Genomic DNA, 24,037 nt, shown 5'->3' with positions numbered 1-24,037 from the left:
GTGCGCCAGGGGACTAGCCCTTGACGCACACCACCTGCTTCAGCGTGTGGACGATCTCGACCAGGTCCGCCTGCGCGGCCATGACGGCCTCGATCGGCTTATACGCCCTGGGCGTCTCGTCGATGACGCCTTCGTCCTTGCGGCACGCGACGCCCGCGGTGTCCGCGATATGCTCGTCGAGCGTCACCAGCTTCTTGGCGGCGGTCCGGCTCATCACCCGACCGGCGCCGTGCGAGCAGCTGTCGAACGATTCCGGGTTGCCCAGCCCGCGCACGATGAACGACTTGGCGCCCATCGATCCCGGGATGATGCCCATCACGCCCTTTGCCGCACGCACCGCCCCCTTCCGCGTGACCAGCACGTTCTCACCGAAGTGATTTTCGCGCTGGACGTAGTTGTGGTGGCAGTTCACCGCTTCCATCTCCGCCTCGAACGGCTTGGCGATCTGGCTCCGCAGCGCGCGCATGACATTGGTCATCATCATGCGCCGGTTGAGCGCGGCGAAGTCCTGCGCCCAGCCGACCGCCTCGACATACTCGTCGAAATGGTCAGTCCCTTCCGGGAAATAGGCGAGATCCTGGTCAGGCAGGTTGATGTGCCATTTGCGCATGTCCTGCTTGGCCAGCTCGATGAAGAAAGTGCCGATCGCGTTGCCGACGCCGCGCGACCCCGAATGCAGCATGACCCACACCCGCTGCTTCTCGTCGAGACACAGCTCGATGAAGTGGTTGCCGGTGCCGAGCGTGCCGAGATGCACCAGGTTGTTGGTGTTCTTCAGCCGCGGATGCTTCTCGGTGAGCCGATCGAAGCGCTGGACGAGCGTCGCCCAGGCCTCGACGATCGCCGGCGGCGGATCGCCCCATGAGCCAGTGTCGCGCTTGCTGCGTCCCACGGCGCGGCCGTGCGGCACCGCCTGCTCGATCGCCGAGCGGATCGCCTCCAGATTGTCCGGAAGGTCGCTTGCGACCAGCGAGGTGCGCGCCGCCATCATGCCGCAGCCGATGTCGACGCCGACCGCCGCCGGAATCACCGCGCCCCTGGTCGGGATCACCGACCCCACGGTCGCGCCGATGCCGATATGGACATCGGGCATCACCGCGACATGCCGGAACACGAACGGCATCTGCGCCGCCCGCGCGAGCTGCGCCCGCGCGCCGTCCTCGACCGGCACGCCGCGCGTCCACATCTTGATCGGCACGCCGCCTTCGACGTGCTGGTAGTCATAAGTCTCGGTCATCGCGACCTCCCTTGGTTCGATCATGGTGTCGGCGACGAGGCATGGCGAGACATTTCCCTGAGCTATCCGGTTGCCCGGAGGCGGAGTTGAACCGCCGACCTCCTGCCTTCCGGCAGGTGCTCTGACCTGTAGTCCCGCCGGCATTCGCCGACTGAAATTTCGGTGCTGGCGACGAAGTGAGGCGGGACATCCAGGAATTGCTTCCGGGGCGGATTCGAACCGCTCGGCCTTTCGGCCTTTACCGATGTAGTCCCGCCGGCATTCGCCAGCTTCAATTGGGTCATGGCGACCAGGTGTTTGACGGACTTCCCCGCTCTACCAACTGAGCTACGGGCCCGTGAAAGGCCCGGCGGGACTCGAACCCGCGACCTGGCGATTAGGAGTCGATGTAGTCCGTCAGGCATTCGCCATGTTGATCTCGTCCACGGCGACGAGGATTGGGAAAGACCGCCCCCGAGGGGGCCGGTGCTCTATCCAGACTGAGCTACCGCTCTTTCGAGCGGGCGGGATTCGAACCCGCGACACCCGCAGTCATAGTGTAGTCCTTCCCGGCATTCGCCGTGATGTTTAATGGGCCGTGGCGACAAGAGTGACGAGAACGTCCTTGAGCTACCGCTGCAACGGGGGGACTCGAACCCCATCTCCCGTTCGGCATCGCTGCTTCCCGGGCGCTCTACTCTGGATTTTCGGGTTTCCCCTTGGCGCAATGTAATCCCGTCGGCATTCGCCACGGCCTGTTCCTATATCTCCACTTGCTTGATGATCCCGACCCAGTCGCGCGTCTCGCCGGAGACGAAGCGCGCGATCGTGTCGAATACGGCGTCGGAGAATCCCCCGACGTTGAGGATGTCCGCCCGGCTTTTCGCCTGCGTGGTCCCGTATGGCTGGATGTCGATGCAGACGAGCCTGGCGGCCGGATTCCGGCGCTTCAGCTTGTTCCACTCCGCCATCGTCGCCGTCGAGCCGCGCCGGCCGGCATCGACCCACGACTCGTTGTCGGAGACGATGACGACCAGATCGACGGTCGCGCGTTCGGCGTTCAGCATCGCCAGCGGCGCCGAGACATTCGTCCCGCCCCCGCCGACCGCCGCCAGCTTCGCCGCATTCACGGCCACGCGGGCATTGGCCTCGAGCTTCAGCTTCACGACCCGCTGCTCGAACGGCAGCACGCGCGCATCCTGGTTGCGCCGCAGCATCGCCGCCGCGACCAGGGCCGCAACATCGATGCACCGGACCTTCGACGAAGCACCCTTGCGGTAGCCCGTCGCCGGCGACCCCATCGACCCCGACACGTCAGGGCAGACGACGATCCGGCCCGGCACCTTCGGCACGCCCCGAAGCGACAGCTCCAGCGCTTCCTCCAGCGCCGCCTGGACTTTGAGCGGCACGCCATCGCCGACCTGACCCAGCGCCACCATCAACTGGTACGGCATGGGTCGCACGACGCGCAGTGCATCGCGATCCGTCAGTCGAGCGGCAACGGCATCAGTGACTCCCTCCACGTCGAACGCGCCATTGCGCGCCAGCGTGTTAAGGTTCATCCGCAGCGCCTGCCATCCGATGCGGCCGGCAAGCTCCCCCCATTGCACCGCGGTGAGCGGGCAAGCAGTGAGCCATTCGAACGGCACCGGCGGCAAGGGCAGCATGCCGTCGCATTTCCAGGCCTCGAACGCGGCGATCTCGGCGGGCAGCGCGGCAACGTCATAGGGACGCCCGATCAGCCAGCCGTAAAAGGCCTTGCGCGCGGCATCCGCCGGCTTGGGATGCACCATCCGCACGACGTCCGCCAGCGACGGATCCTTGCCCGTCGCCGCCGCCATCAGCTGCGGCATGGTTGCCTGCTCCAGCCAGCGCTGGACCAGCCGCTTCGGCCGCGAGCCGAGCGACGTCCGCCCGACTTGCCCCGAACGCATGATCTGCACGAAGTTGCGCAGCATCCGCCCGTTGTCGATCACGCGATTGAACACCGCGACCGACAGATCGGGATCGGCGACCGTAAGATAGGCTGCCAGCAAGGCCGGCATGTCCTTCATGGCCCCCGACTTGCGAGCGTAGATCGCGGCCTGTGCCACGAAATAGGGATCGACCGCCTTGGCGGCATCGAGCACCTCGGCCAGCTGCGTCTCCGCCGCGCCGTAAAAATTGTCCGCCAGCGTTCCGGTCGCGGCAAGCTGCGCGAGCTTTTCCCGGGGCCCATAGGCATAGGCCGGCGCTCCTTCGCGGTTCACCGTGTCCGTGCGCGGCAAGAGCTTCGCCACCGCCGAAGCAAAAAGTCCCTTGTTGGCCATCGTCCAACTCCTCTTACTGGTCGGGGCGGCAGGATTTGAACCTGCGACCCCCGGCGCCCAAGGCCGGTGCTCTGCGCGGCCTGAGCTACGCCCTGTGAAAATCCTTCGGGGCGGCCGGCCCATTCCGGCCGCCCCTGCTCTGCTCCGCTACCAAGGAGGCCGAAATATCGCCTCGCTCGATGCCGGATACAGAGCAGTTCGCGTGCCAGTTCGGCCGAGACGGGGCCGATAATTTCATAATTGCCTGATAATGAATGATATTATTCAAGAAGATCGCCACATCCGGGCGCGACAGCCGCTGCGGCGCTTATCCACTTTCTTATCGCTACAGATAGGAATTTATCCTATGGGATAAGAATGAAGCCGCTCACCGTCATCGGATTCCTGGGCTCGACGCTCGACGCCGCCAAGTTCGGGCCGTCGCGCTGGAATAAATGGCGGCCGAGCGTGGGCCTGACCATGCACGAAGACCTGCGGGTCGATCGCTTCATCCTGTTGCACGGCAGCGCCCATCGCCGGCTCGCGGACTATGTCGTCGAGGACATTGCCGCTGTCTCGCCCGAGACCACGGTCGAGATGCGTCTGCTCGACTTCAAGGACCCGTGGGATTTCGAGGAAGTGTACGGCAAGCTGCTCGACTTCGCCCGCGCGGAGCCGTTCGATCCCGACACCGAGGAGTATCTGGTCCATATCACCACGGGCACCCATGTCGCGCAGATCTGCCTGTTCCTGCTGACCGAGGCGCGGTATCTGCCCGGCCGTCTGCTCCAGACCCAGCCCGAGCGCGGGTCGCTCAACCCGGCCGGCATCTGGAACACGATCGACCTGGACCTGTCGCGCTACGACAGCATCGCCACGCGGTTCGCGGTGGCCAGCGCCGAAAGCACCTCGTTCCTCAAATCGGGCATCGACACGCGCAATGCCGCCTTCAACCGCATGATCGACGAGATCGAGCGCGTCGCGCTGCGATCGAAGGCGCCGATCCTGCTGATGGGACCGACCGGCGCCGGCAAGAGCCTGCTCGCGCGCCGCATCTATGAACTCAAGAAGCTGAAGCACCAGGTCGCCGGGCCGTTCGTCGAAGTGAATTGCGCGACCTTGAAGGGCGACGGCGCGATGTCGGCGCTGTTCGGCCACCGCAAAGGCGCGTTCACCGGCGCGGTCGCTGACCGCCCCGGCCTGTTGCGCGCCGCCGACAAGGGAATGTTGTTCCTCGACGAGATCGGCGAGCTCGGGCTGGACGAACAGGCGATGATCCTGCGCGCCATTGAGGACAAGCGCTTCCTGCCGGTGGGAGCGGACAAGGAAGCGGCATCCGAATTCCAGCTGATCGCCGGCACCAACCGCGATCTCGGCGACGCGGTGGCGGCCGGCGGTTTTCGCGACGATCTCTACGCAAGGCTCAACCTGTGGACCTTCACGCTGCCCGGCCTTGCCGACCGGCGCGAGGATATCGAGCCCAATCTCGACTATGAGCTCGATCGCTTCGCCGAGCGCGAGGGGGATCGCGCCAGCTTCAACAAGGAAGCCCGCCAGCGTTATCTGGCCTTCGCCACCGGCGTGGATGCGCGCTGGCCCGGCAATTTTCGCGACCTTGCCGCCAGCGTGACGCGCATGGCGACGCTCTCGCCGAAGGGGCGGATCGATCTGGACTGCGTCGAAGCCGAAATCATCCGGCTCAAGCGTCTGTGGTCGGGCCAGACCGACGACGGGCTGGGCGTGCTCGCCCAGCTGCTCGATGCCGAAGCGCTTGCCGACATCGACCCGTTCGACCGCGTTCAACTCGCCGAGACCATTCGCGTCTGCCGTACCAGCCGATCGCTGTCCGAAGCCGGCCGCACCCTCTTCGCCGCGTCACGCACCCGGCGGAGCAGCGCCAATGACGCCGACCGGCTGCGCAAATATCTGAGCCGGTTCGGGCTGGACTGGGCCGCCGTTTCACACGCTTAGAGCGAGATGACTTCAGGTCGATCCGGTCCCTGCCGTTCGTCTCGAGTAGCTATCGAGTAGCGCCGCAGGAGCGTAGCGAGATGGCGTATCGAGAGACGGGTGTCGCCCGGAACAGTGCCTCGATACGAGCCCTCGATACGCGCCTGCGGCGCTACTCGGTCTCACTCGGCACGAACGGGTAAAGGTAAAGTCATCAGACTCTAGAGCGGCGAGCGTTAAATCTGATCCGTTCGTCCTGAGTAGGGATCGAGGTGCCGAAGGCGTATCGAGAGCCAGTATCGAAGGACAGGTTGTCGCGCGGAACCTGTCCTTCGATACGCCCTCTCGATACGCCGCTGCGCGGCTACTCGATGGCTACTCAGGACGAACGGGTGGTGGTGGCTCCGATGTAATGCAAGCTACTCTAGGCCGCGTCGCCTCGATGGCCGACGATATCGGCAGCCAACGCGGCGATGAGATGAACACGCGCCGAAGGGGTCAGCCAGGCGGCGCGATCATCAGGAAAGAGAGATCATCGCCAGCGTCGCTCAAATTCCAGTCGTCCTGAAACAGCGTGGGCATCCGCGCGGCGGTTCGCGACTGGAGGCGATCGCGCAATGCTATCGGATAATCGGCGTCCTCCCGGCCAAGCGTTTCCAGATAGTCCGTTATCGTCGAGGCGAGCGGCGGCAGGACGACGTTCAGCTCCTTGTCGGTATTTTCCAGGAACCTGATCGAAAAATCTTCCGGCACGGCCAGGCTCGATCCGAGATCGTATAAGGCGCCGGCCGGATCGGCCACGACCTTATGCCTGAAAGCCTCGTCCTTCATCGCCTCGCGGGCGAGCAATCCGATGACCTTCTCATGATATCGACGGTCCTGATATTCCAGGCTCGCCAGCCATTCGCTGAACACCAGTTCGGCGTCGTTCGGCAGGTCGTCGCCCGCGATAGGGCCCTTGGCTTTGCCGGACTGATGTGATGGGCCGGGCTGCTGATACGGAGATGCGTCGCTGGTCATGGCACTTCCTCCTTGGACGTCGGGTTAGCGGGTAGGGATGATGTGCAGCAGGCCTTCGCCGATCAGACGCCGAATCAAATCAAGCTTGTCTGCCATCGCCAGCGTACCCGGCAAATCCTTTACAGCAAACGCGCGATTCGCGGCAATAAACTGGAGCAATGGCATCAGAAAATCGGGACCGGACACGAAGTTTCCGGTGAAATCGATAATGGCCGCATCTTCGGTACGACGGACGCGGCAATGGACGCCCGGGACGCGGACCAGGACGGATTCAGCGGCAAGATTTTGGGCCGCGTCGATGGACGCGAAATGCCCGATCGGCGTGGCCTTGCCTGGCCGAAGCCTTCGCGCCTCCAGCCGCTGCCCGACACGCGCCAGGAACCCGTCGTCCTGCAGCTGGCGGACCAGCTCGCCTGCAAAGGCGCGCGGGCTGGCACCGTCCACCGGCCGATCGGAAAAGCCGGGGGGAAGGGCATGACGATATGCGACGTCCGAATGCGCCATTTCCTGGAGCGCATCATACATGAAGTCGATCCATCGATATGGCTCCAGCCCCACCGTATAGTGAAGCGAGGACGTTGCGGTGGCCTTGGCGAAGTGCGGAAATCCGCGCGGCAGGTACAGCAGATCGCCGGGCCGCATCGTGATCTTGCGATATCTGTCCAGCCGATGGTCGCATGGCGGCTTCATCGAAGCCAGCGGCAGCGCGTCGTCGGGCTCGGCATAATACCAGTCCTTGGTGCCATGGACCTGCAGGATGAAAACGTCGTGCGTGTCGATATGGGGCTGGAAACCCTGCGATCCGCGCGGCGTCAGATAGAGATTGACCCCGATCGGGTGGTGGAGATCCTCCTCCAGGCGGCCGCAGAGCCGGGCAAGCGAAGCCGATCGGCGGTGCAGATGATTGACCGACAATGAGCAGCCATGTTGATAGTCCCGGTACATCGCCTGGATATCCGGCAATCCGTTTTCGAGCATGCGGGGCGGCCGAACCGACAGCTCTCCCTTTTCATCGGTCCTGATGATGCGCACATCTTCCGTCATGCCCGGGGAGCGCGACGCGGTCGCGGTGATCAGTTCGTCGACCTCGTTCAGGCCCGGCAGGCAGGCATAATGGCCGGGACTGGAGCGGCTGACGAACAGCGGCGCGCGCTCCCAATGGTCCGCCACGAATGTCGCGGGCGGAACCGGGTCGAGCAGCCACGCCAGGGAGATCGCGCTCGACACACCCGTTTTTGCTGTCGCGGGCCAGCGATGAGCAGCGGTCGGGTCCGTCAACTCTACCACGAGATACTTCCTCGTCACACGGCTCGGAGCCTGGCTGCCGACAGGCCGATCCTCGCGGCGGCCCGAGCGGGTGTCAATGCGTCGGGATTCCAGATGGCCGCGTCCAGGCCAGCGTCCACCGCAACCGGGCACGACATGCCGACCGGACAACGTCCGGTGCGATCGATCCGATTTGACCGACTCGGCCGGCGTCAGGCACGATACCCGCACGGGCGGGGACCGTAGCGCGTGCGCTGTCACCTGGGTCCAATTCGAAGCGAACGCATCATTCCTGCCCGCCCTGAACGGGGAGAATGATCATGGGCTTGTTGTGGAGTTCGATCGGTCGGCGCCAGCTCCTGGCATCGACCATGGTGGGTACGTTCGGCGCGATATTGTCCGGTAGCGCGCATGCCGAAACCGCCGCGCCACCTTCTGCCGGGCATGCCGATGCGCAGGCCCGGGCGCCGGGCGCCGCTCAGGCGGAGATGGCCGCCACGGCCAGCTTCGTCGTCGGTGCCGCCACGGCAACCAGCGAAGCGGCCGGCGACGCGTCGATCCGCCCTTTTCGGTACCGCGCGCCGGACGAAGCGCTGACCGATCTTCGCCGCCGCCTTGCCGCCACCAAATGGCCCGAGCGCGAGACGGTGAGCGACACATCGCAGGGCGTGACCTTGGCGACGATGCAGAAGGTCGCCGATTACTGGCAACATCATCACGACTGGCGCCGCGCCGAGGCCCAGCTCAACGCTTATCCCGCCTTCGTCACCGCGATCGACGGGCTGGACATCCACTTCATCCATGTGAAGTCGAAACATCCCGGTGCGTTGCCGGTCATCATCACCCATGGCTGGCCTGGGTCGATCATCGAGCAGCTCAAGGTCATCGGCCCGCTGACTGACCCGACAGCCCATGGCGGCACCGCCGCGGATGCGTTCGACGTCGTGATCCCCTCGCTTCCGGGCTATGGCTTTTCCGGCAAGCCGGCCGCGACCGGCTGGGACCCGCAACGCGTCGCGCGGGCCTGGGGCGTGCTGATGACCCGCCTTGGCTATACCCGTTATGTCGCCCAGGGCGGCGACTGGGGCAATGCCGTCACCGAGCAGATGGCGCTGCAGAAGCCGGCCGGGCTGGCCGGGATTCACACCAACATGCCGGCGACGGTGCCCGACAGCATCTCCGCGCTGCTGCCCGGCGGTCCCGAACCGGCAGGTCTGTCGGCGGACGAGAAATATGCGTGGGACCAGCTGGTCGATTTCTACGCGCACGGCCTGGGTTACGCGCAGGAAATGGCGGGGCGGCCGCAGACGCTCTACGCGCTCGCGGATTCGCCGGTCGGCCTCGCCGCGTGGATGCTCGATCACGACATCAGAAGCTACAAGCTGATCGCCCGCGTGTTCGACGGCGCGCGCGAAGGGCTGACGCGCGACGATATCCTCGACAATATCACACTATACTGGCTGACCAACACCGCAGTGTCTTCGGCGCGGCTCTATTGGGAAAGCAAGCTGGCGTTTTTCGCGCCCAAGGGCATCGAGCTGCCGACCGGGGTGAGCGCCTTTGCCGAGGAAATCTACCAGGCCCCGGAAAGCTGGACGCGCAAGGCCTATCCCAACCTCGTCTTCTACAAGCGCCACGCCAGGGGGACGCATTTCGCCGCGTGGGAACAGCCCCAGGCCTTCACTGAAGACCTGCGCGCCACCTTCCGGTCGCTGCGCAGCTGACGTCATGGCGCGGGGCGGTCCAACGGCTGCCCCGCGTCTTCCAGCACCGCCAGGAACTGCCGCGCGGCGAGCCCTTCGGCATCCTTCGCGCTGAGGATCCATAGCGACGAGATCGCCTTCTTGCCCCTGAGCGCGCGATAGGCGAGGCCCGCCGGCTGCAGCGCGCAGAGCGATTCAGCGAGCACCGCGACGCCGAGGCCGGCGACGACCAGGCCGAACATGGTCGAAATCTCCCGCACGTCCTGCGCCACCAGCGGGTCGACGCCTTCCGCATGAAGCATTTCGAGGAAATTCGTCGCGAAGCTGCCCTTCTGGTCGCGCGCGTAGAAGATCATCGGCTCGCCGTGCAGATCGCGGAACGACAGGCTGGTCTTGCGGGCGAGACGATGGTCCGACCGCATGGCGATGAACAGCCGCTCCTCCAGCACATGCGTGGCGACGATGCCCGGCGGCACCACCGGCGGCGTCGGGCTGCGCAGGAAGCTGATGTCGATATCGCCGGCCGCCAGTGCCGCGACATGCGCGCCGGGGGACAGCTCCAACAGCTCGATCCGCACGTCGGGATAAAGCTGGCGGAACGCGAAGATCGCGCGGGCGACGGCGGGCACGAAGGGCGCGGACGGATTGAAGCCGATGGCGAGCTTGCCGAAATCGCCGCGCGCGGCGCGCTTCGCGACGTCGATAGCATGCTCGGCCTGGGCCAGCGTCGCCCGCGCCTGGTCGAGAAAGACGCGGCCCGCCTCGGTCAGCGCGACCTTGCGGCTGCTGCGTTCGAACAGGCGCACGCCGAGCAGGTCCTCGAGCGCGCGGATCTGCTGGCTGAGTGGCGGCTGCGACACGCCGAGCTGCGCCGCCGCCCGGCCGAAGTGCAGCGCATCGGCGACGGCAACGAAATAACGCAGGTGGCGAAGCTCCATAATCGATATGTCCCACGTCTTGATCCGGGGTCAAATCATATTGGACGCACGTGCAGCAAAGGCCCATTCGGCGCCGGAAGACTCAGTTGTTGCGCCTCCCCAGGCCCGGAGATCCGCCATGATCGGACCCAAATGATCGGAATCGTCAAGGTCGCGCTGACGCGGCCGCTGACCTTCATCGTCATGGCGATCCTGATCGCGATCGTCGGCATACTCTCGGCGGCGCGTACCCCGGTCGACATCTTCCCCGAGATCAAGGTGCCGGTGATCGCGGCGGCGTGGAATTATGCCGGCCTGTCGCCCGACGACATGTCGGGCCGGATCATCACGCCCTATGAGCGCATCCTGACCACCACGGTCAACGACATCGACCATATCGAGAGCCAGTCGATGCCCGGCATCGGCATCGTGAAGATCTATTTCCAGCCCGGCGTCGATATCCGCACCGCAACCGCGCAGGTGACCTCGGTGTCGCAATCGGTGCTGCGCCAGCTGCCCCCCGGCACCACGCCGCCGCTGATCCTGAATTACAATGCCTCGACCGTGCCGATCCTCCAGCTCGCCCTGTCGGGCAAGGGCCTGTCCGAAGGGCGCATGTTCGATCTCGCGCAGAACAGCATCCGCCCCGGGCTCGTCACGGTACCGGGCGCCGCCATCCCCTATCCCTCGGGCGGACGATCGCGCCAGATCCAGATCGACATGGATCCGCAGGCGCTGCAGTCCAAGGGACTGTCGGCGCAGGACGTGACCAACGCCATCGCCGCGCAGAACCAGATCAATCCGGCCGGCTTCGTGAAGATCGGCGGCTATCAATATACCGTGCGCCTCAACAACGCGCCGGGATCGATCGAGGAGCTGAACGCGCTGCCGGTCAAGGTGGTCGATGGCGGCACCATCTATATGCGCGACATCGCGCATGTGCGCGACGGCACCGCGCCGCAGACCAATGTCGTGCATGTCGACGGATCGCGATCCGTGCTGATGACGATCCTGAAGAACGGCGCGACCTCGACGCTGGCGATCGTCCAGGGCATCAAGGACGCGCTGCCGAATATCCAGACGACCTTGCCCGACACGCTGAAGATCGTGCCGATCGGCGACCAGTCGCTGTTCGTGAAGGCAGCGATCAACGGCGTGGTCAGGGAAGGCGCGATCGCGGCCGCGCTGACCAGCCTGATGATCCTGCTGTTCCTGGGATCGTGGCGCTCGACGGTGATCATCGCGATCTCGATCCCGCTCGCCATCCTGGCCGCCTTGATCGCGCTGGCGGCGACCGGGCAGACGCTCAACATCATGACGCTCGGCGGGCTCAGCCTGGCGGTGGGCATCCTGGTCGACGATGCGACGGTGACGATCGAGAACATCAACTGGCACATGGAGCAGGGCAAGGGTGTGGTCCCCTCGATCCTCGACGGCGCGGCGCAGATCGTGACGCCGGCGTTCGTCTCGCTGCTGTGCATCTGCATCGTGTTCGTGCCGATGTTCTTCCTGCCGGGCATCGCCGGCTTCCTGTTCGTGCCGCTGGCGCTCGCCGTGGTGTTCGCGATGATCGCGTCGTTCATCCTGTCGCGCACCCTGGTGCCGACCATGGCGATGTTCCTGCTGAAGCCGCATGCGCCGGGGCATATCCATGAGGCGGGCAGCCCAACCTCGCGCAACCCGATGGTGCGGTTCCAGCGCGGGTTCGAGGCGCGGTTCGAGCGGATCCGCGCCGGCTATGGCAGCCTGCTCGAGCGGGCGCTGGGCGCCGGCCGGCGGTTCGTGATCGGCTTCCTTGCGGTCGTCCTGCTATCGTTCCTGCTGGTGCCGTTCCTGGGACAGAATTTCTTCCCCTCGGTCGATGCCGGGCAGATAACGCTGCATGTCCGCGCACCCGTGGGCTCGCGCATCGAACAGACCTCGGCCGAATTCGACCGCATCCAGCGCCGCATCCGTCAGATCATCCCGGCGGACCAGCTGGTCTCGATCGTCGACAATATCGGCCTGGCGTTCAGCAGCATCAACCTGGTCTACAACAATTCCGGCACGATCGGGCCGCAGGACGGCGACATCCTGATCCAGCTGTCGAAGGACCATGCCCCGACCGAAGGCTATGTCCGCAAGCTGCGCGAGGAATTGCCGCGCGCTTTCCCGGGCACGACCTTCTCCTTCCTGCCCGCCGACATCACCAGCCAGATCCTGAACTTCGGCGCGCCGGCACCGATCGACGTGCAGATCACCGGCGGGCGCAACCAGGCCGCCAATTACGCTTATGCCCGCAACATCCTGCGCAGGCTGCAGACGATCCCCGGCCTGGCCGATGCGCGCATCCAGCAAAGCGCGCGCTATCCCGAGATGCGCGTCGCGGTCGATCGCAGCCGGATCAGCCAGTTCGGCCTGACCGAACGCGACGTGACCAACGGCCTGGCCGGGGCGCTCGCCGGATCGGGCCAGACCTCGCCGGTCTTTTACCTCAACCCGGAAAACGGCGTGTCCTATTCAGTCGTCGCGCAGACGCCGGAATATCGCGTCGGCTCGCTCAGCGAATTGCAGAACATCCCGATCACCGGTGCCGGCCATGCCGGGTCCCAGGTGCTGGGCGGCATCGCCACCGTGTCGCGCGGCAATGCCGCCGCGATCGTCTCCCATTACAATATCGCCCCCGCGATCGACATCTTCGCGACGCCCAGCGGACGCGATCTCGGCGCGGTGGCGGGCGACATCAACCATGTGCTGAAGCAGATGAAGGACCAGGCGCCGAAGGGCGTGACGGTCACCCTGCGTGGCCAGTACCAGACGATGAACACGGCCTTTTCCGGCCTGTTCTTCGGCCTGATCGGCGCGATCCTGCTGATCTATCTGCTGATCGTGGTGAACTTCCAGAGCTGGCTCGACCCGTTCGTGATCATCACCGCGCTGCCGGGCGCGATCGCCGGCATCATCTGGATGCTGTTCATCACCGGCACGACATTGTCGGTGCCGGCGCTGACCGGCGCGATCATGTGCATGGGCGTGGCGACGGCCAACTCTATCCTGGTGGTCAGCTTCGCGCGCGAAAGGCTGGCGGAACATGGCGAGGCGATGAAGGCCGCGCTCGAGGCCGGCATGACGCGGTTCCGCCCGGTGTTGATGACCGCGCTCGCCATGATCATCGGCATGCTGCCGATGGCGCTGGGTCTGGGCGAAGGCGGCGAGCAGAATGCGCCGCTCGGCCGCGCGGTGATCGGCGGGCTGATCGTCGCGACGATCGCGACGCTGATGTTCGTGCCGGTGATCTTCAGCATTGCGCACCGCCGCGATGCGGAAAAGAAAAGCAGACGCGCCGCCACGGGCGCCGCGCTGGAGGAAGTGCATGCCTGACGTCGCTACCGATACGCCCGATACGCGACCCAAAAGCCATTTGCGGACCTATGCGATCGTCGCGGTGGTGGTCGCGCTGCTGGTCGTCGCGTTCGGCATTGTCACCCGGATGCGCGCCGAGAGCAGCCTGACGACCTGGACCGAGGCGCAATCCACCCCCGTCGTCACGATCATCCGGCCCACACCCGCGGAAAAGGCCGATGCGCTGACCCTGCCGGGCAGCGTCCAGGCCTATAACAGCGCCGCCATCTATGCCCGCACGACGGGCTATATCAGCCGCTGGTTCGTCGATATCGGCGACCCGGTCCGCGCCGGGCAGGTGCTCGCGGTGCTCGACGCGCCCGAGGTGGACCAGCAGGTCGCCGCCGCCCGCGCCGATCTCCAGACCGCCCAGGCCAATCGCGCGCTCGCCCAGTCGACCGCCGCGCGCTGGAACAATCTTCTCTCGAAGGACGCGGTGTCGAAGCAGGAAACCGACGAGAAGATCGGCGATCTCGCCGCCAAGACCGCCATCGCCAATGCGGCGAGCGCGAACGTCCGCAGGCTCGGCGCGCTGCAGGGCTTCACGCGGCTGGTCGCGCCCTTTTCCGGCGTGGTGACCAGCCGGTCGACTCAGATCGGCGCGCTCGTCACCGCGGGCACGGCCGCGTCGACGCCGTTGTTCACCGTCGCCGATATCGGGCGGATGCGCGTCTATGTGCGCGTGCCCCAGCCTTATTCGGGCGCCTTCCATCCGGGCCTGCACGCGTCGCTGAACGTGCCGGAATATCCGGGACGCGATTTCGACATCCAGATGGTGCGCAGCGCCGGCGCGGTCGATCCGCAATCGGGCACGGTGCTGATGGAATTCCAGGCCGCGAATGGCGACCGCGCGCTGAAGCCGGGCGCCTATGCCCAGGTCAAGCTGCCGCTTGGCTTGGGCAGCCCGGGCGCGGGCGTCCGCCTGCCGCCGAGCGCGCTGATCATCGGGGCGGACGGGACTCAGGTCGCGGTGCTGGGGCCGGATGGTAAGGCGTTGCTGAAGACGATCACGATCGGCCGCGACAATGGCGACAATGTCGAGATCAGCGCGGGGCTGAACGCCAACGACCGGGTGATCGACAATCCGCCGGACTCGCTCCAGTCGGGCGATGCGGTGCGGACGGCGAAGCCGGGGGCGACCCGTGCGGCGAGTTGAGACTACAACTATAAGCCCCTCCCCTTCAGGAGCATCGCCGCAGCCCTGTCCCCCGGACAGCGCCAAGGGCGGCGATGCTGGGTTGGGGTGGGGCCGTCCCGCATACGCCGGCGCTGGTTCTTGCCGCACTGCCCCACCCCCAACCCCGCACCGGGTGAAGAGCGCCCCGCGCTCTTCAGGCCATGCCGGGGGCATGGCCGACCCGGTGCGCCTGAAGGGGCGGGGCTTTTTGGCGGCCCTTCTTGCAACCAGCCTCACCGCCTGTTCGCTGGCCCCGCCGGAAACGATCCCCCCCAGCCTCGCCGCGCCGGCGTACAAGGAACTCGGCCCGTGGCAGCCCATCGCCACGCCCGCACCCGAACCCGGCAAATGGTGGACCCTGTTCGCCGACCCTACCCTCAACGATCTCGAAGCCCGCATCGAGGCAGCCAACCCCGATCTCGCCGCCGCCGTTGCCCGCTACGACCAGGCCCGCGCCGCCTTGCGCGAGACGGGTGCGCAAGCGCTGCCCAGCGTGGATGTCGGCGCGGACGCGGAGCGCTCGCGCATTTCCGCCGGCCGGCCGTTCGGATCGGGCGCGGCGGCGACCGACACGGATCTGCGCGTCGGCGCGTCGCTTGCCTATGAGATCGACCTGTTCGGGCGGGTGCGCAATTCGATCAGGGCCAGTGCCGCCGACGCCCGCGCCAGTGCGCAGGATCTCGCCGCCGTCCGGCTCGGTCTGCAAGCATCGCTCGCCGACAATTATGTCCGGATGCGCGGGCTCGATGCGCGAATCACCTTGCTGGAGCAGACGGTCGCCGCATTCCAGCGCGCTTATGACCTTACCGATACGCGCCATGCCGGCGGCATTGCCTCGGGCATCGACGTCAGCCGCGCTTCCTCGATCCTGTCGAGCGCCCGGGCCGAATTGTCGTCAGTCGCAGCCGATCGCGCCGCGCTGGAACATGCCGTCGCGATCCTGGTCGGCGAATCCCCGTCCAGTTTCTCGCTGGCCGTGGCCAAGATGCCGCTCGCGCCGCCGGTGATTCCGGTCGGCGTGCCCTCCGACCTGCTCCAGCGCCGCCCGGACGTGATCGCTTCGGCCGAGCGCATCGCCGCGGCCAATGCCCGGATCGGCGTCGCGCGCGCGGCGCTTTTCCCTTCGCTTACGTTGGGCGGATCGGGCGGATTCGAGGCCGGAAACAGCGGAATCTTCAGCGCCCCCAATGGTTTCTGGGCGCTGGGTCCACTCTCCGCCGCGCTGTCGATCTTCGACGGCGGCGCCCGCCGCGCCCGGGTGACGATCAGCCGCGCGCACTATGACGAGGCGGCCGCCAGCTATCGCTCGACCGTGCTGACCGCTTTTCGCGAAGTGGAGGACGACCTGGCCCGCGCCCGCTATCTCGCCATGCAGGAGGCGGACCAGCAGGCAGCAACGACGGCGGCCGAGCGCACCCGCGACCTGGCGCTGATCCGCTACCGCGACGGCGCATCGGATTATCTGGAAGTGGTGACCGCCCAGACCGCGGCGCTCGACGCGCAACGGTCGCTGCTCGACGTGCGCACCAACCGGCTGCAGATCGCGGTGGCGACGGTGCAGGCAGTCGGCGGGGTTTACTGAGTCGCGGGAATTTCCTCGGCCTGTCCCGGCGCCTCCAGGAACTCGCGCCACAACATCACCAGCACCGCCATCGTCGCGGGGCCGATGAACAGGCCAAGCAATCCCAGGGTCTCGACGCCACCGAGAATACCGATCAGCACCCACAAAAAGGGCAGCCGCGTCGCGCCGCCGATCAGCACGGGGCGGATGAAGTGATCGGCGATGCCGACCACGACCAGACCGATGACCATCACCGCGACCGCGCCGCCGACTGAGCCGAGACCGATCAGCAAGGCGCCGGCGATCGCGAAGACCAATGCCGCGCCGAACGGGATCATCGCCGCCACCGCCGTCACTGCGCCGAGTAGCAGGGGATGCGGCACGCCGAGTACGATATAGACGATCGTCATCACCGCGCCCTCACCGATGCCGACCAGGACGAGGCCATCGATCGTCCCGCGGATCGAGCGCAGCGCCTGTTCGCCGACGCGCTCCCCGGTGGGCCCGAACAGCCGGTCTCCGGCGCGGCGCATCTGCGCGATGATCGCGTCGCGGTCGCGCAGCAGGAAGAACAAGGTCAGCAGGGTGAAGCCGAAAATCACCAGCCGGTGCAGTACATTGGTGCCGATCAGGCGCGTGTCGGCGACGGCGCGCAGTTGATGGAATTGATGGATCGCGCCCTCGGGCGTGGCGAGGTTCGTCTCCCACCAATTGGTCAGCATCTCGCGGCCGACGGGCACCTTCGCCACCCATGCCGGCAAGGGCAGGCCGTTCGTCTGCGCCTGGGTCATCCAGACCGAGACATCATGCGCCTCGCGCGCGGCCTGGGCGATGCCCGCCGCGACGGGCACGAGCACGAGCAACGCGACCAGCAGCGTGATCGCCGCCGCGATCCAGGTGCGGCCCGCCGGCCCCGGCCATCGCGCGCGCAGCCACAGCTGCAGCGGATCGATCGCCACCGCGATCACCACCGCCCAGGCCAGCGACGGCAGAAACGTCCAGGCGATCCACAGCCCGAGAAGCACGAGCAGGCCCGCGAGCGTCAGCCTGGCGATAAGGGTGGCGCGGGGCGCGGTGGTCTCGGATTGGTCCATCGCAGCAGTTTAGCGCACTCCCACCCTTCCGTCTCGTTCGACGAGGCGGAAGGGTGAGGTGGCGACCCTCGCCGCGATCAAGCCGGGCGCGATCAGACCGGGCGGGGCCTGACCGTGCCGCGGCCGATGCAGAAGGTCTTCGAGATCGGCCAGTTCGGATCGTCGTTCAATCCGTTGGTCAGCCGCCGCCGCGTCGTCAGCGTCACCGTGTAGGAACAGGTCGGCCAGGTTGAAATGTCCTCATGATGCGTGCCGGCGCCGCCACGGGCAGTGGAAGGCGGCGGTGGAGGGTTGGTCAGCGACACGCCCGGCGCCGCGGTCGACAGCCCGATGCTCCAGGCAGCGATCAGCTCATGATCGACGCTATATTCGATATCGAGCGCCGAGCTCAGCGGGGAGCAGGGTGTGCCGCCGCTGGTGTGGAACTGCAGCAGGTCAAGCAGCGCGACCTGGCTCCAGTTGTTGATCCGCACCTTGCCGATCTGGTTGGTATAGTCCGGCGCCGCGCCGCCATTGACCAGAGCGATGGTGCTGACACGCGTCGCCTGGAAGATGATCGCGCAATCGACGCCGTTCTTCTGGTCTCCGGCGGGCACTGCCGTTCCAGCCGCGACGCCGGTCGGTGCCGCGCCGTTGGGCAGGATCGCCGCACCCGAATTGAACCCCATCAGATACCCGCTGAACGCATCGTCCAGCGCGCCCTGGTCGACCAGCACCCAGCCGTCCGCGTCCGGCACGATGAAATGATCGGGCGGGCTGGGGTCCGCGTTCGGCGTCGGCGGCGTCGGCGTCGGGTTGGTCCCGCGCAGGCGCACGGTCTGCAGCGTGTTGGGGTTGCCGTTCCAGAAAGTGTAGCGCGTGCCCACCAATACCTCGGCGACGAAACCGGGCCCGATCGGGATCGGCTGTGCCGCGCCCGCCGGCTGGAACAGGAAGCGGTACGCCATATCCTCGGCCGGATGAGCGGGGTCCTTTTTCGGACAGAAGCCGCGCAGGCTCAGTCCGCCGAAAAAGCCGAAATCGGGCCCGCCATGGCCGCCGCGCGGACCGACCGTCCGGCCGGTCGCCGAGCTGATATCGCCGGTGATGCTGAAATCGCCGATATGCGTGAACCATGGATGATAATCGATGTTGACGCACACCAGCCGGCAGAAACGGCTGCAGCGCCAGCCGCAGATCCAGTGGCACAGCTGAAGGGCGAAACGCTCGAACTTGTACTGTTTGATCAGCGCCGCCCAGGCGTCGACATTGCCGCTACCGACCGCCGCGCTGAAGCGCATGAGGTCCGTCGGGTTTTGCGTGAGCTTGACGATGGCGGTGGCGAATTCATGGGCTTCCTTGATCTGCGCCGGCCCTTCGATCGCGGCGAACGGATAAGCGCGTGCCAGGGTCAGGCAGACCAGGACGCAGCGCCAGGAACAGAAGAATTCGCACACGAAGTGACAACGCAGGCCGAGCCCCGCGCCGGTGATCGCCGCGCCGAGCCTGGTAGCGTCCCCTGCCGTCGATGCGATGACGGCGGCGCGAAAGGCCTTCTCGTCCTTGACCAGCATACCGATGGCGCGCGCCGCCGCCTGGAGCTCGACCCACAGCACGGGCCGCTCGATCTTGCCGACATGACAGATCCAGCGGCACACCAGCCGGTATCGGATCACGCACAGCCAGTGACAGAACAGATGCGCATAGGGCTCGATCTTGAGCAGCTTCAGTATCTCGGCAAAGCCTGCCTTGTCGCGCCTGGCCAGCACGTCGGCGACGCGCCGCACCAGCTTCTCGTCCTCGCCGAGCCGGACGATCGCCTTGGCCAGGACACGCGGATCGAGCGCGGTTGCCGGTGCCGGCGGGCCTGCAAGCTCCAGGCACAGGAAGACGCATTCCTTGGTGCGAATCCAGTGGCAGATCCTGTGGCAATGAATCTGCAACTGCGCGCGGTCGAGGACGGACTGGAACTTCTTCGCGTCCTCGGCGCGAAACGCGGCATAGGCCGAATCGAAGGCGCCCCGCGCCTGCAGCAGATTGGCAATCGCGTCGGATTGTCCGAGCAGATCGCCCAGTATCTCGATATCTTGAATATGGTCAGCCATGATCTTCTCCTCAGGATGGTGCCCCCCGAGTGAGTCTGCGACCCTGCGGATATTTGTATCGATACCGAATCGACTAATCGATTCGTCCCTCGCCGCTCAAATACTGCCGGCCTTGAAAACGTGTATTGGCTGGAAGCGACATTTCCGGCTTACTTACTAACATGGATATTCTGACGATTCAGGCGTTTACATTGTCACAACAGCGATTCTTGCGAAGCAGAGGGAAACTACTGCCATATCGGCTGCACTTCCCGGGAAGATCGCCCGGCTGAAGCCGGCGATGCTGTTCGACGAACAACGCGGCAGGGCGACACCGGCGGCAAGCGCGCTATGGAGCCAGAATCACGAGCTGGAACGCGGCAATGCCATGCGCACCTGCAGGGGCCCCGATCTAAGATGGAGAGGCGAAGACCGGCGTTGACCTGCGGTGACTGCTCCATCACGCGACCCCGACCGCCATCAGCGCGACAAGTGCGATGGCCCCACCCGTGATCGCCACCGCTTTTGCGAGCGTGCCGATCGGGTCGGGCGCCATTGCCGGCAGCCGGCAGGCGCTGACCCGCAGGAGATGCGCCTTGCGCCGCTGGAATTCGTCTTCGGGCAGCAGGCCCTGATCGCGCCGGGCGAACAGATACTGCAATTCCTCACCGATCGTTCGCCTGGACATGTTCCCTCCATTTCTGGCGATGAGGCAAGCTACGCCCAAATTCCCCGCATGGATGCACCCTGGCCCCGCCTGACACTATTTTCAGTACCGTTATGGTCCTAGTTGCCGGCCGCATCGTTCGGCAAAAACCCGATTCCGTAACGGAAATGCCACAAGCCGGTCATGGCGCGGTAACGTTGAACCGCAAGGGCGTCGGCGAGGAGATTGCCACCAAAGCGGTGGTACCTCTTGCCTCGCCGCAGATGTTCAGGGGGAACTTCATGAAGCGCATTCGCACGGTCAGCCGGGTCGGCGTCTCGATCATCGCCATCTGCACCGCCACCACCGCCCATGCTCAGAGCGTCGACGGCAGCGACACCTCCGGGGATATCGTCGTCACCGGCCAGCGCGGCAGCTTGCAGCGCGCGATCGAGCTGAAGCGCGATGCGATCGGCGTGACCGACGTCGCCAGCGCCGACGAGATCGGCCGCCTGCCAGACCGCAACGTCTCCGAAGTGGTGGAGCATCTGCCCGGCGTCGGCGTCACCTACGACCAGGGCGAGGGACGTTACGTCTCGATCCGCGGCGTGCCCTCCAACCTCAACAATTATACGCTGAACGGGATCGAGATCGGCAATCCCGACGGTACGACCCGGTCGCTGCCGCTCGACATCATCTCGGGCCAGCTGCTCAACCGGGTCGAGGTCGCCAAGGTGAAGACCGCCGACATGGACGGCCAGGGCATCGGCGGCACGATCAACCTGGTCACGCAGACCGCGTTCGACTTCAAGGACAAGTTCACCATCGCCGGCAGCGCCAAGGCGGGCTATCAGGAACTCAACCACAAGGTGCCGGTGCAGGCCGACCTCAGCATCGCCACCAGGTTCGGGGCCGACGAGCAGTTCGGCCTGGTGCTCGGCGGCAGCTTCTCCAATCGCGACTTCGTCAGCGAGGGCTTCTATCCGGATAACTGGAAGCCGGTCGCGGGCGCGGCGCGCGGCGGCCTGCCCGACAATATCAAATATACCGAATATTCGCTCGACCGGCACCGTATCGGCGCGACCGGCGCATTCGACTGGCGCCCGAGCGATACCCAGAGCTTCTACATCCGCGGCGTTTATTCGAAGTTCATCGAGGACGAGGTGCGCCCGCGCTATCGCCTGGATTTCACGACCACGCCCTATACGCTCAATGCCGACGGGCTGACCGGTTTCACCAACGGCACCGCCAGCTCGATGACGGGCGCGCCCGGCACCGGGCCGGAGCGGCGCGAGGATCTGCGGCTCGATTACAAGGCGAAGTGGCTGGCGACGGGCATGGTTGGCGGCTCGACCGATCTCGGCGCGCTCAAGCTCGATTATGAGGGTGCGTACAGTCGCAACGAGACGCTCGACAAATTCCCGATCTGGCAGTTCCGCTGCAACCCGGGCCGCGTGACCTTCGATTTCAGCGACAAGGTCTATTCGGCCAAGCCCGACACCGAATGCGTCGCCAACCAGATGCAGTTCCGCCAGTTCACCAAACAACATCAACTCAATACCGAGAAGATCTGGCAGGGCCGGTTCGACGCGACCTATCAACTCGACAGCGTCGGCGAGGGCAGCTTCCTGAAGGCCGGCGCGAAATACCGCACGACCAACCGCGATTTCGATCAGGACAACCCGACCTGGGTGCGCGGCTCGGCCGCGAACCGCTGGACGCTCGGCCAGTATAGTCTCGGCGCCCCCCCCATCTGCGTCTATCCGAACAGCGCCGATACCGATCAATGTTTCAGCAACAGCCCGACCTTCAACATCCCGGCGCTACAGCAATTCACCGACGCGCATCTGGGCGACGCCCTGATGCCGCTCGATCCGGTCGCGACGCTCGCCAACAACACGCTGTCCGATTTCCAGCTGACCGAGAAGGTCGCCGCGGTCTACGCCATGGCGAACCTGAATTTCGGCGACGTCACGGTGACGCCGGGCATCCGCTACGAGCATACCGCGCTCGATATCACGGGCTTCCAGCTCCAGAACGGCACGACGATCACGCCGGCGGCGCGTAGCGTCAGCTATGACGATTTCCTGCCCTCGCTGGTGGTGCGGATCAAGCCGAGCGGCAACACGGTGTTCCGCCTGGCCTATTCGACCAGCCTGGGACGGCCGGAATACAGCAATCTCTCGCCCGGCGGATCGATCGACACGATCAATGCGCAGGTGTCGCTCGGCAACCCCGACCTGAAGCCGTATCGCGCGCAGAATCTGGATGCGACGGCCGAATGGTATTTCGCGCGAGGGGGCCTGCTGAGCATCGGCGTGTTTGCCAAGTTCATCAGCAACCCGATCTTCTCCCAGGCGACGGTGCTGAAGAACACGACCTATAACGGGGTGGCCTATCCGACCCTGACGATCACCCAGCCGTTCAACGCGACCGACGGCGACATCGTCGGCATCGAGGCGCAATATCAGCAGCAGTTCACGTTCCTGCCCGGCCTGCTGTCGGGCCTCGGCATCCAGCTGACGGGCACCCTGACCAGCTCGACCCTGACCTTGCCGGACGGGCGCAGCTCGACCTTCCCGAACCAGTCCAAATATCTCTACGGTGCCGAGGTGTTCTACCAGAAGGGCCCGGTCGAGGCGTCGGTCGCCTATCACAACACCGGCAAGGCGCTGCTCGCGATCGGCAGCCCTTCCTATAACGACCAGTATAATGACGATCTGCGCCGGCTCGACGCCAAGATCAGCGTCGGCGTGTTCGAGGGCGTCCGCATCTTCGCGGAAGCGCAGAACCTGACAGACGAGCCGACCCGGCAATATCAGGCGGGCAATCCCGACTGGCTGATCCAGAACGAACGCTATGGCCGGACCTTCTACGCCGGCGTATCGGCCAAGTTCTGATGCGCAGCTTCCTCCTGCTCGCCGCCGCCACGGCAATGATCTCCGCCACGACCGGCGGTGCGCAGGAGGTGGCGGCTCCGGCACCGGCGGCCGTGCCCGAACTTGGCGCGGCCCAGCCGGTCGCGCGCTGGACCGCCGAGGAAGCGCGGCAGGGCGTCGCCGCCGATGCCCGCTTCTTCTATCCGATGACCAACAATCGCATCGGCAAATACGACAAGAAGACCGGCAAGCGCGTGGCCCAGTGGGAAGGTCCGCGTGCGCTGTATCCGCATATGAATTCGTGCGTGGTCGAGGGCACGCAGCTCATCTGTGCTGCGTCCAACTATCCGGCCGTGCCGATGTCGAGTGCGGTCGAGATCTTCGATACCGCCACCCTGAAACATATCCGCAGCATCGCCCTGCCCCCGTTGCCCGGCTCGCTCACCTGGATCGAGCGGCGCGGCAAGGACTGGTATGCCGGCCTTGCCAACTACCCCGCCGACCATGGCGGCGAGCCGGGGCACGACCATCGCTGGACCCTGCTGGTCCGGCTCGATGCCGACTTCCGCCCGACCGCCTCCTGGCATTTCCCGGCGAGCGTGCTGGCGCGCTTCGATCCGATGAGCTGTTCGGGCGGGTCATGGGGCGATGACGGGCTGCTCTACGTCACCGGCCATGACCGGCCCGAGCTTTATGCATTGCGCCTGCCCGAAGCGGGCACGGTGCTCGAGCATGTCGCGACCATCCCCTTGCCGACCGGCGGCCAGGCGATCTCCTGGGATCGTTCGGCGCCGCGAATGCTGTGGTCGCTCGACCGGCAGACCCGCAACGTCGTGACGAGCCGTATCCCGGCCGTTCCGCTGCGCTGATCCCGCC

General features: G+C 65.8%; 15 protein-coding genes and 1 tRNA gene. 7 read left to right on the top strand and 9 right to left on the bottom strand.

What is annotated here, in order from left to right:
- Positions 1–13: 13 nt before the first annotated feature.
- From ACZ1I2_RS06025 to ACZ1I2_RS06015, 3 genes are all read right to left on the bottom strand, one after another.
- Complete coding sequence (locus ACZ1I2_RS06025; protein ID WP_465174778.1) at positions 14–1,237, bottom strand: RtcB family protein; 1,224 nt, start codon at positions 1,235–1,237, stop codon at positions 14–16.
- Positions 1,238–1,977: 740 nt separating this feature from the next.
- The gene (locus ACZ1I2_RS06020) at positions 1,978–3,525 is read right to left on the bottom strand and encodes a vWA domain-containing protein (RefSeq protein ID WP_465174779.1); all 1,548 of its coding nucleotides are present in this window, start codon (positions 3,523–3,525) and stop codon (positions 1,978–1,980) included.
- Between the two features lie 17 nt (positions 3,526–3,542).
- Positions 3,543–3,620 (bottom strand) — tRNA-Pro (locus tag ACZ1I2_RS06015).
- 262 nt (positions 3,621–3,882) lie between these two features.
- On the opposite strand from ACZ1I2_RS06015, the gene rtcR reads away from it, so the two are divergent.
- Positions 3,883–5,475, top strand: a complete 1,593-nt coding sequence (rtcR, locus tag ACZ1I2_RS06010) for an RNA repair transcriptional activator RtcR (protein ID WP_465174780.1) — start codon at positions 3,883–3,885, stop codon at positions 5,473–5,475.
- Between the two features lie 477 nt (positions 5,476–5,952).
- Here the strand turns inward: rtcR and ACZ1I2_RS06005 are convergent, their stop codons facing one another.
- Together ACZ1I2_RS06005 and ACZ1I2_RS06000 are read right to left on the bottom strand one after the other, a co-directional pair.
- A complete protein-coding gene (locus ACZ1I2_RS06005; protein WP_465174781.1) occupies positions 5,953–6,474 on the bottom strand; it encodes a hypothetical protein in 522 nt (173 codons plus the stop codon).
- A gap of 24 nt (positions 6,475–6,498) precedes the next feature.
- Complete coding sequence (locus ACZ1I2_RS06000) at positions 6,499–7,761, bottom strand: cupin domain-containing protein (RefSeq protein WP_465174782.1); 1,263 nt, start codon at positions 7,759–7,761, stop codon at positions 6,499–6,501.
- Positions 7,762–8,060: 299 nt separating this feature from the next.
- Here ACZ1I2_RS06000 and ACZ1I2_RS05995 point away from each other — a divergent pair, with 299 nt between their 5' ends.
- Positions 8,061–9,464, top strand: a complete 1,404-nt coding sequence (locus ACZ1I2_RS05995) for an epoxide hydrolase family protein (protein ID WP_465174783.1) — start codon at positions 8,061–8,063, stop codon at positions 9,462–9,464.
- Between the two features lie 2 nt (positions 9,465–9,466).
- Here the strand turns inward: ACZ1I2_RS05995 and ACZ1I2_RS05990 are convergent, their stop codons facing one another.
- On the bottom strand, positions 9,467–10,381 hold the full coding sequence (locus ACZ1I2_RS05990; RefSeq protein ID WP_465170590.1) for a LysR substrate-binding domain-containing protein: 915 nt from the start codon (positions 10,379–10,381) through the stop codon (positions 9,467–9,469).
- A gap of 132 nt (positions 10,382–10,513) precedes the next feature.
- Between ACZ1I2_RS05990 and ACZ1I2_RS05985 the strand changes: the two genes are divergently transcribed.
- The 3 genes from ACZ1I2_RS05985 (at position 10,514) to ACZ1I2_RS05975 (ending at position 16,500) form a co-directional block, all read left to right on the top strand.
- Complete coding sequence (locus tag ACZ1I2_RS05985) at positions 10,514–13,720, top strand: efflux RND transporter permease subunit (RefSeq protein WP_465170591.1); 3,207 nt, start codon at positions 10,514–10,516, stop codon at positions 13,718–13,720.
- A complete protein-coding gene (locus tag ACZ1I2_RS05980; RefSeq protein ID WP_465174784.1) occupies positions 13,713–14,897 on the top strand; it encodes an efflux RND transporter periplasmic adaptor subunit in 1,185 nt (394 codons plus the stop codon). Before ACZ1I2_RS05985 ends, ACZ1I2_RS05980 begins: the two co-directional genes overlap by 8 nt.
- A gap of 193 nt (positions 14,898–15,090) precedes the next feature.
- The gene (locus ACZ1I2_RS05975; RefSeq protein ID WP_465174785.1) at positions 15,091–16,500 is read left to right on the top strand and encodes an efflux transporter outer membrane subunit; all 1,410 of its coding nucleotides are present in this window, start codon (positions 15,091–15,093) and stop codon (positions 16,498–16,500) included.
- On the opposite strand, the gene ACZ1I2_RS05970 is transcribed toward ACZ1I2_RS05975, so the two are convergent.
- The 3 genes from ACZ1I2_RS05970 to ACZ1I2_RS05960 all read right to left on the bottom strand — a co-directional run bounded on the left by ACZ1I2_RS05970 (position 16,494) and on the right by ACZ1I2_RS05960 (position 20,324).
- Complete coding sequence (locus ACZ1I2_RS05970) at positions 16,494–17,573, bottom strand: AI-2E family transporter (RefSeq protein ID WP_465170594.1); 1,080 nt, start codon at positions 17,571–17,573, stop codon at positions 16,494–16,496. The genes ACZ1I2_RS05975 and ACZ1I2_RS05970 overlap by 7 nt on opposite strands.
- Before the next feature lie 92 nt (positions 17,574–17,665).
- Entirely contained in the window at positions 17,666–19,657 is a 1,992-nt protein-coding gene (locus ACZ1I2_RS05965; protein WP_465174786.1) for a hypothetical protein, read from the bottom strand.
- Between the two features lie 439 nt (positions 19,658–20,096).
- On the bottom strand, positions 20,097–20,324 hold the full coding sequence (locus ACZ1I2_RS05960) for an SHOCT domain-containing protein (protein WP_465174787.1): 228 nt from the start codon (positions 20,322–20,324) through the stop codon (positions 20,097–20,099).
- 260 nt (positions 20,325–20,584) lie between these two features.
- Between ACZ1I2_RS05960 and ACZ1I2_RS05955 the strand changes: the two genes are divergently transcribed.
- Complete coding sequence (locus tag ACZ1I2_RS05955) at positions 20,585–23,182, top strand: TonB-dependent receptor (protein ID WP_465174788.1); 2,598 nt, start codon at positions 20,585–20,587, stop codon at positions 23,180–23,182.
- Complete coding sequence (locus ACZ1I2_RS05950; RefSeq protein WP_465174789.1) at positions 23,182–24,030, top strand: hypothetical protein; 849 nt, start codon at positions 23,182–23,184, stop codon at positions 24,028–24,030. Before ACZ1I2_RS05955 ends, ACZ1I2_RS05950 begins: the two co-directional genes overlap by 1 nt.
- Positions 24,031–24,037 lie beyond the last annotated feature (7 nt).

The organism is Sphingomonas sp. BL-S-29 (genome assembly GCF_055521495.1).
Note: the sequence above shows the minus strand (reverse complement) of the source record. Positions and strands in the feature narration are given on the sequence as shown.

What these genes read in the sequence shown, in the direction of transcription:
- ACZ1I2_RS06025 (WP_465174778.1), bottom strand. Translation starts at nt 1,237, where the DNA reads ATGACCGAGACTTATGACTACCAGCACGTCGAAGGCGGCGTGCCGATC.
- ACZ1I2_RS06020 (WP_465174779.1), bottom strand. Translation starts at nt 3,525, where the DNA reads ATGGCCAACAAGGGACTTTTTGCTTCGGCGGTGGCGAAGCTCTTGCCG.
- rtcR (WP_465174780.1), top strand. Translation starts at nt 3,883, where the DNA reads ATGAAGCCGCTCACCGTCATCGGATTCCTGGGCTCGACGCTCGACGCC.
- ACZ1I2_RS06005 (WP_465174781.1), bottom strand. Translation starts at nt 6,474, where the DNA reads ATGACCAGCGACGCATCTCCGTATCAGCAGCCCGGCCCATCACATCAG.
- ACZ1I2_RS05995 (WP_465174783.1), top strand. Translation starts at nt 8,061, where the DNA reads ATGGGCTTGTTGTGGAGTTCGATCGGTCGGCGCCAGCTCCTGGCATCG.
- ACZ1I2_RS05990 (WP_465170590.1), bottom strand. Translation starts at nt 10,381, where the DNA reads ATGGAGCTTCGCCACCTGCGTTATTTCGTTGCCGTCGCCGATGCGCTG.
- ACZ1I2_RS05985 (WP_465170591.1), top strand. Translation starts at nt 10,514, where the DNA reads ATGATCGGAATCGTCAAGGTCGCGCTGACGCGGCCGCTGACCTTCATC.
- ACZ1I2_RS05980 (WP_465174784.1), top strand. Translation starts at nt 13,713, where the DNA reads ATGCCTGACGTCGCTACCGATACGCCCGATACGCGACCCAAAAGCCAT.
- ACZ1I2_RS05975 (WP_465174785.1), top strand. Translation starts at nt 15,091, where the DNA reads ATGGCCGACCCGGTGCGCCTGAAGGGGCGGGGCTTTTTGGCGGCCCTT.
- ACZ1I2_RS05970 (WP_465170594.1), bottom strand. Translation starts at nt 17,573, where the DNA reads ATGGACCAATCCGAGACCACCGCGCCCCGCGCCACCCTTATCGCCAGG.
- ACZ1I2_RS05965 (WP_465174786.1), bottom strand. Translation starts at nt 19,657, where the DNA reads ATGGCTGACCATATTCAAGATATCGAGATACTGGGCGATCTGCTCGGA.
- ACZ1I2_RS05960 (WP_465174787.1), bottom strand. Translation starts at nt 20,324, where the DNA reads ATGTCCAGGCGAACGATCGGTGAGGAATTGCAGTATCTGTTCGCCCGG.
- ACZ1I2_RS05955 (WP_465174788.1), top strand. Translation starts at nt 20,585, where the DNA reads ATGAAGCGCATTCGCACGGTCAGCCGGGTCGGCGTCTCGATCATCGCC.
- ACZ1I2_RS05950 (WP_465174789.1), top strand. Translation starts at nt 23,182, where the DNA reads ATGCGCAGCTTCCTCCTGCTCGCCGCCGCCACGGCAATGATCTCCGCC.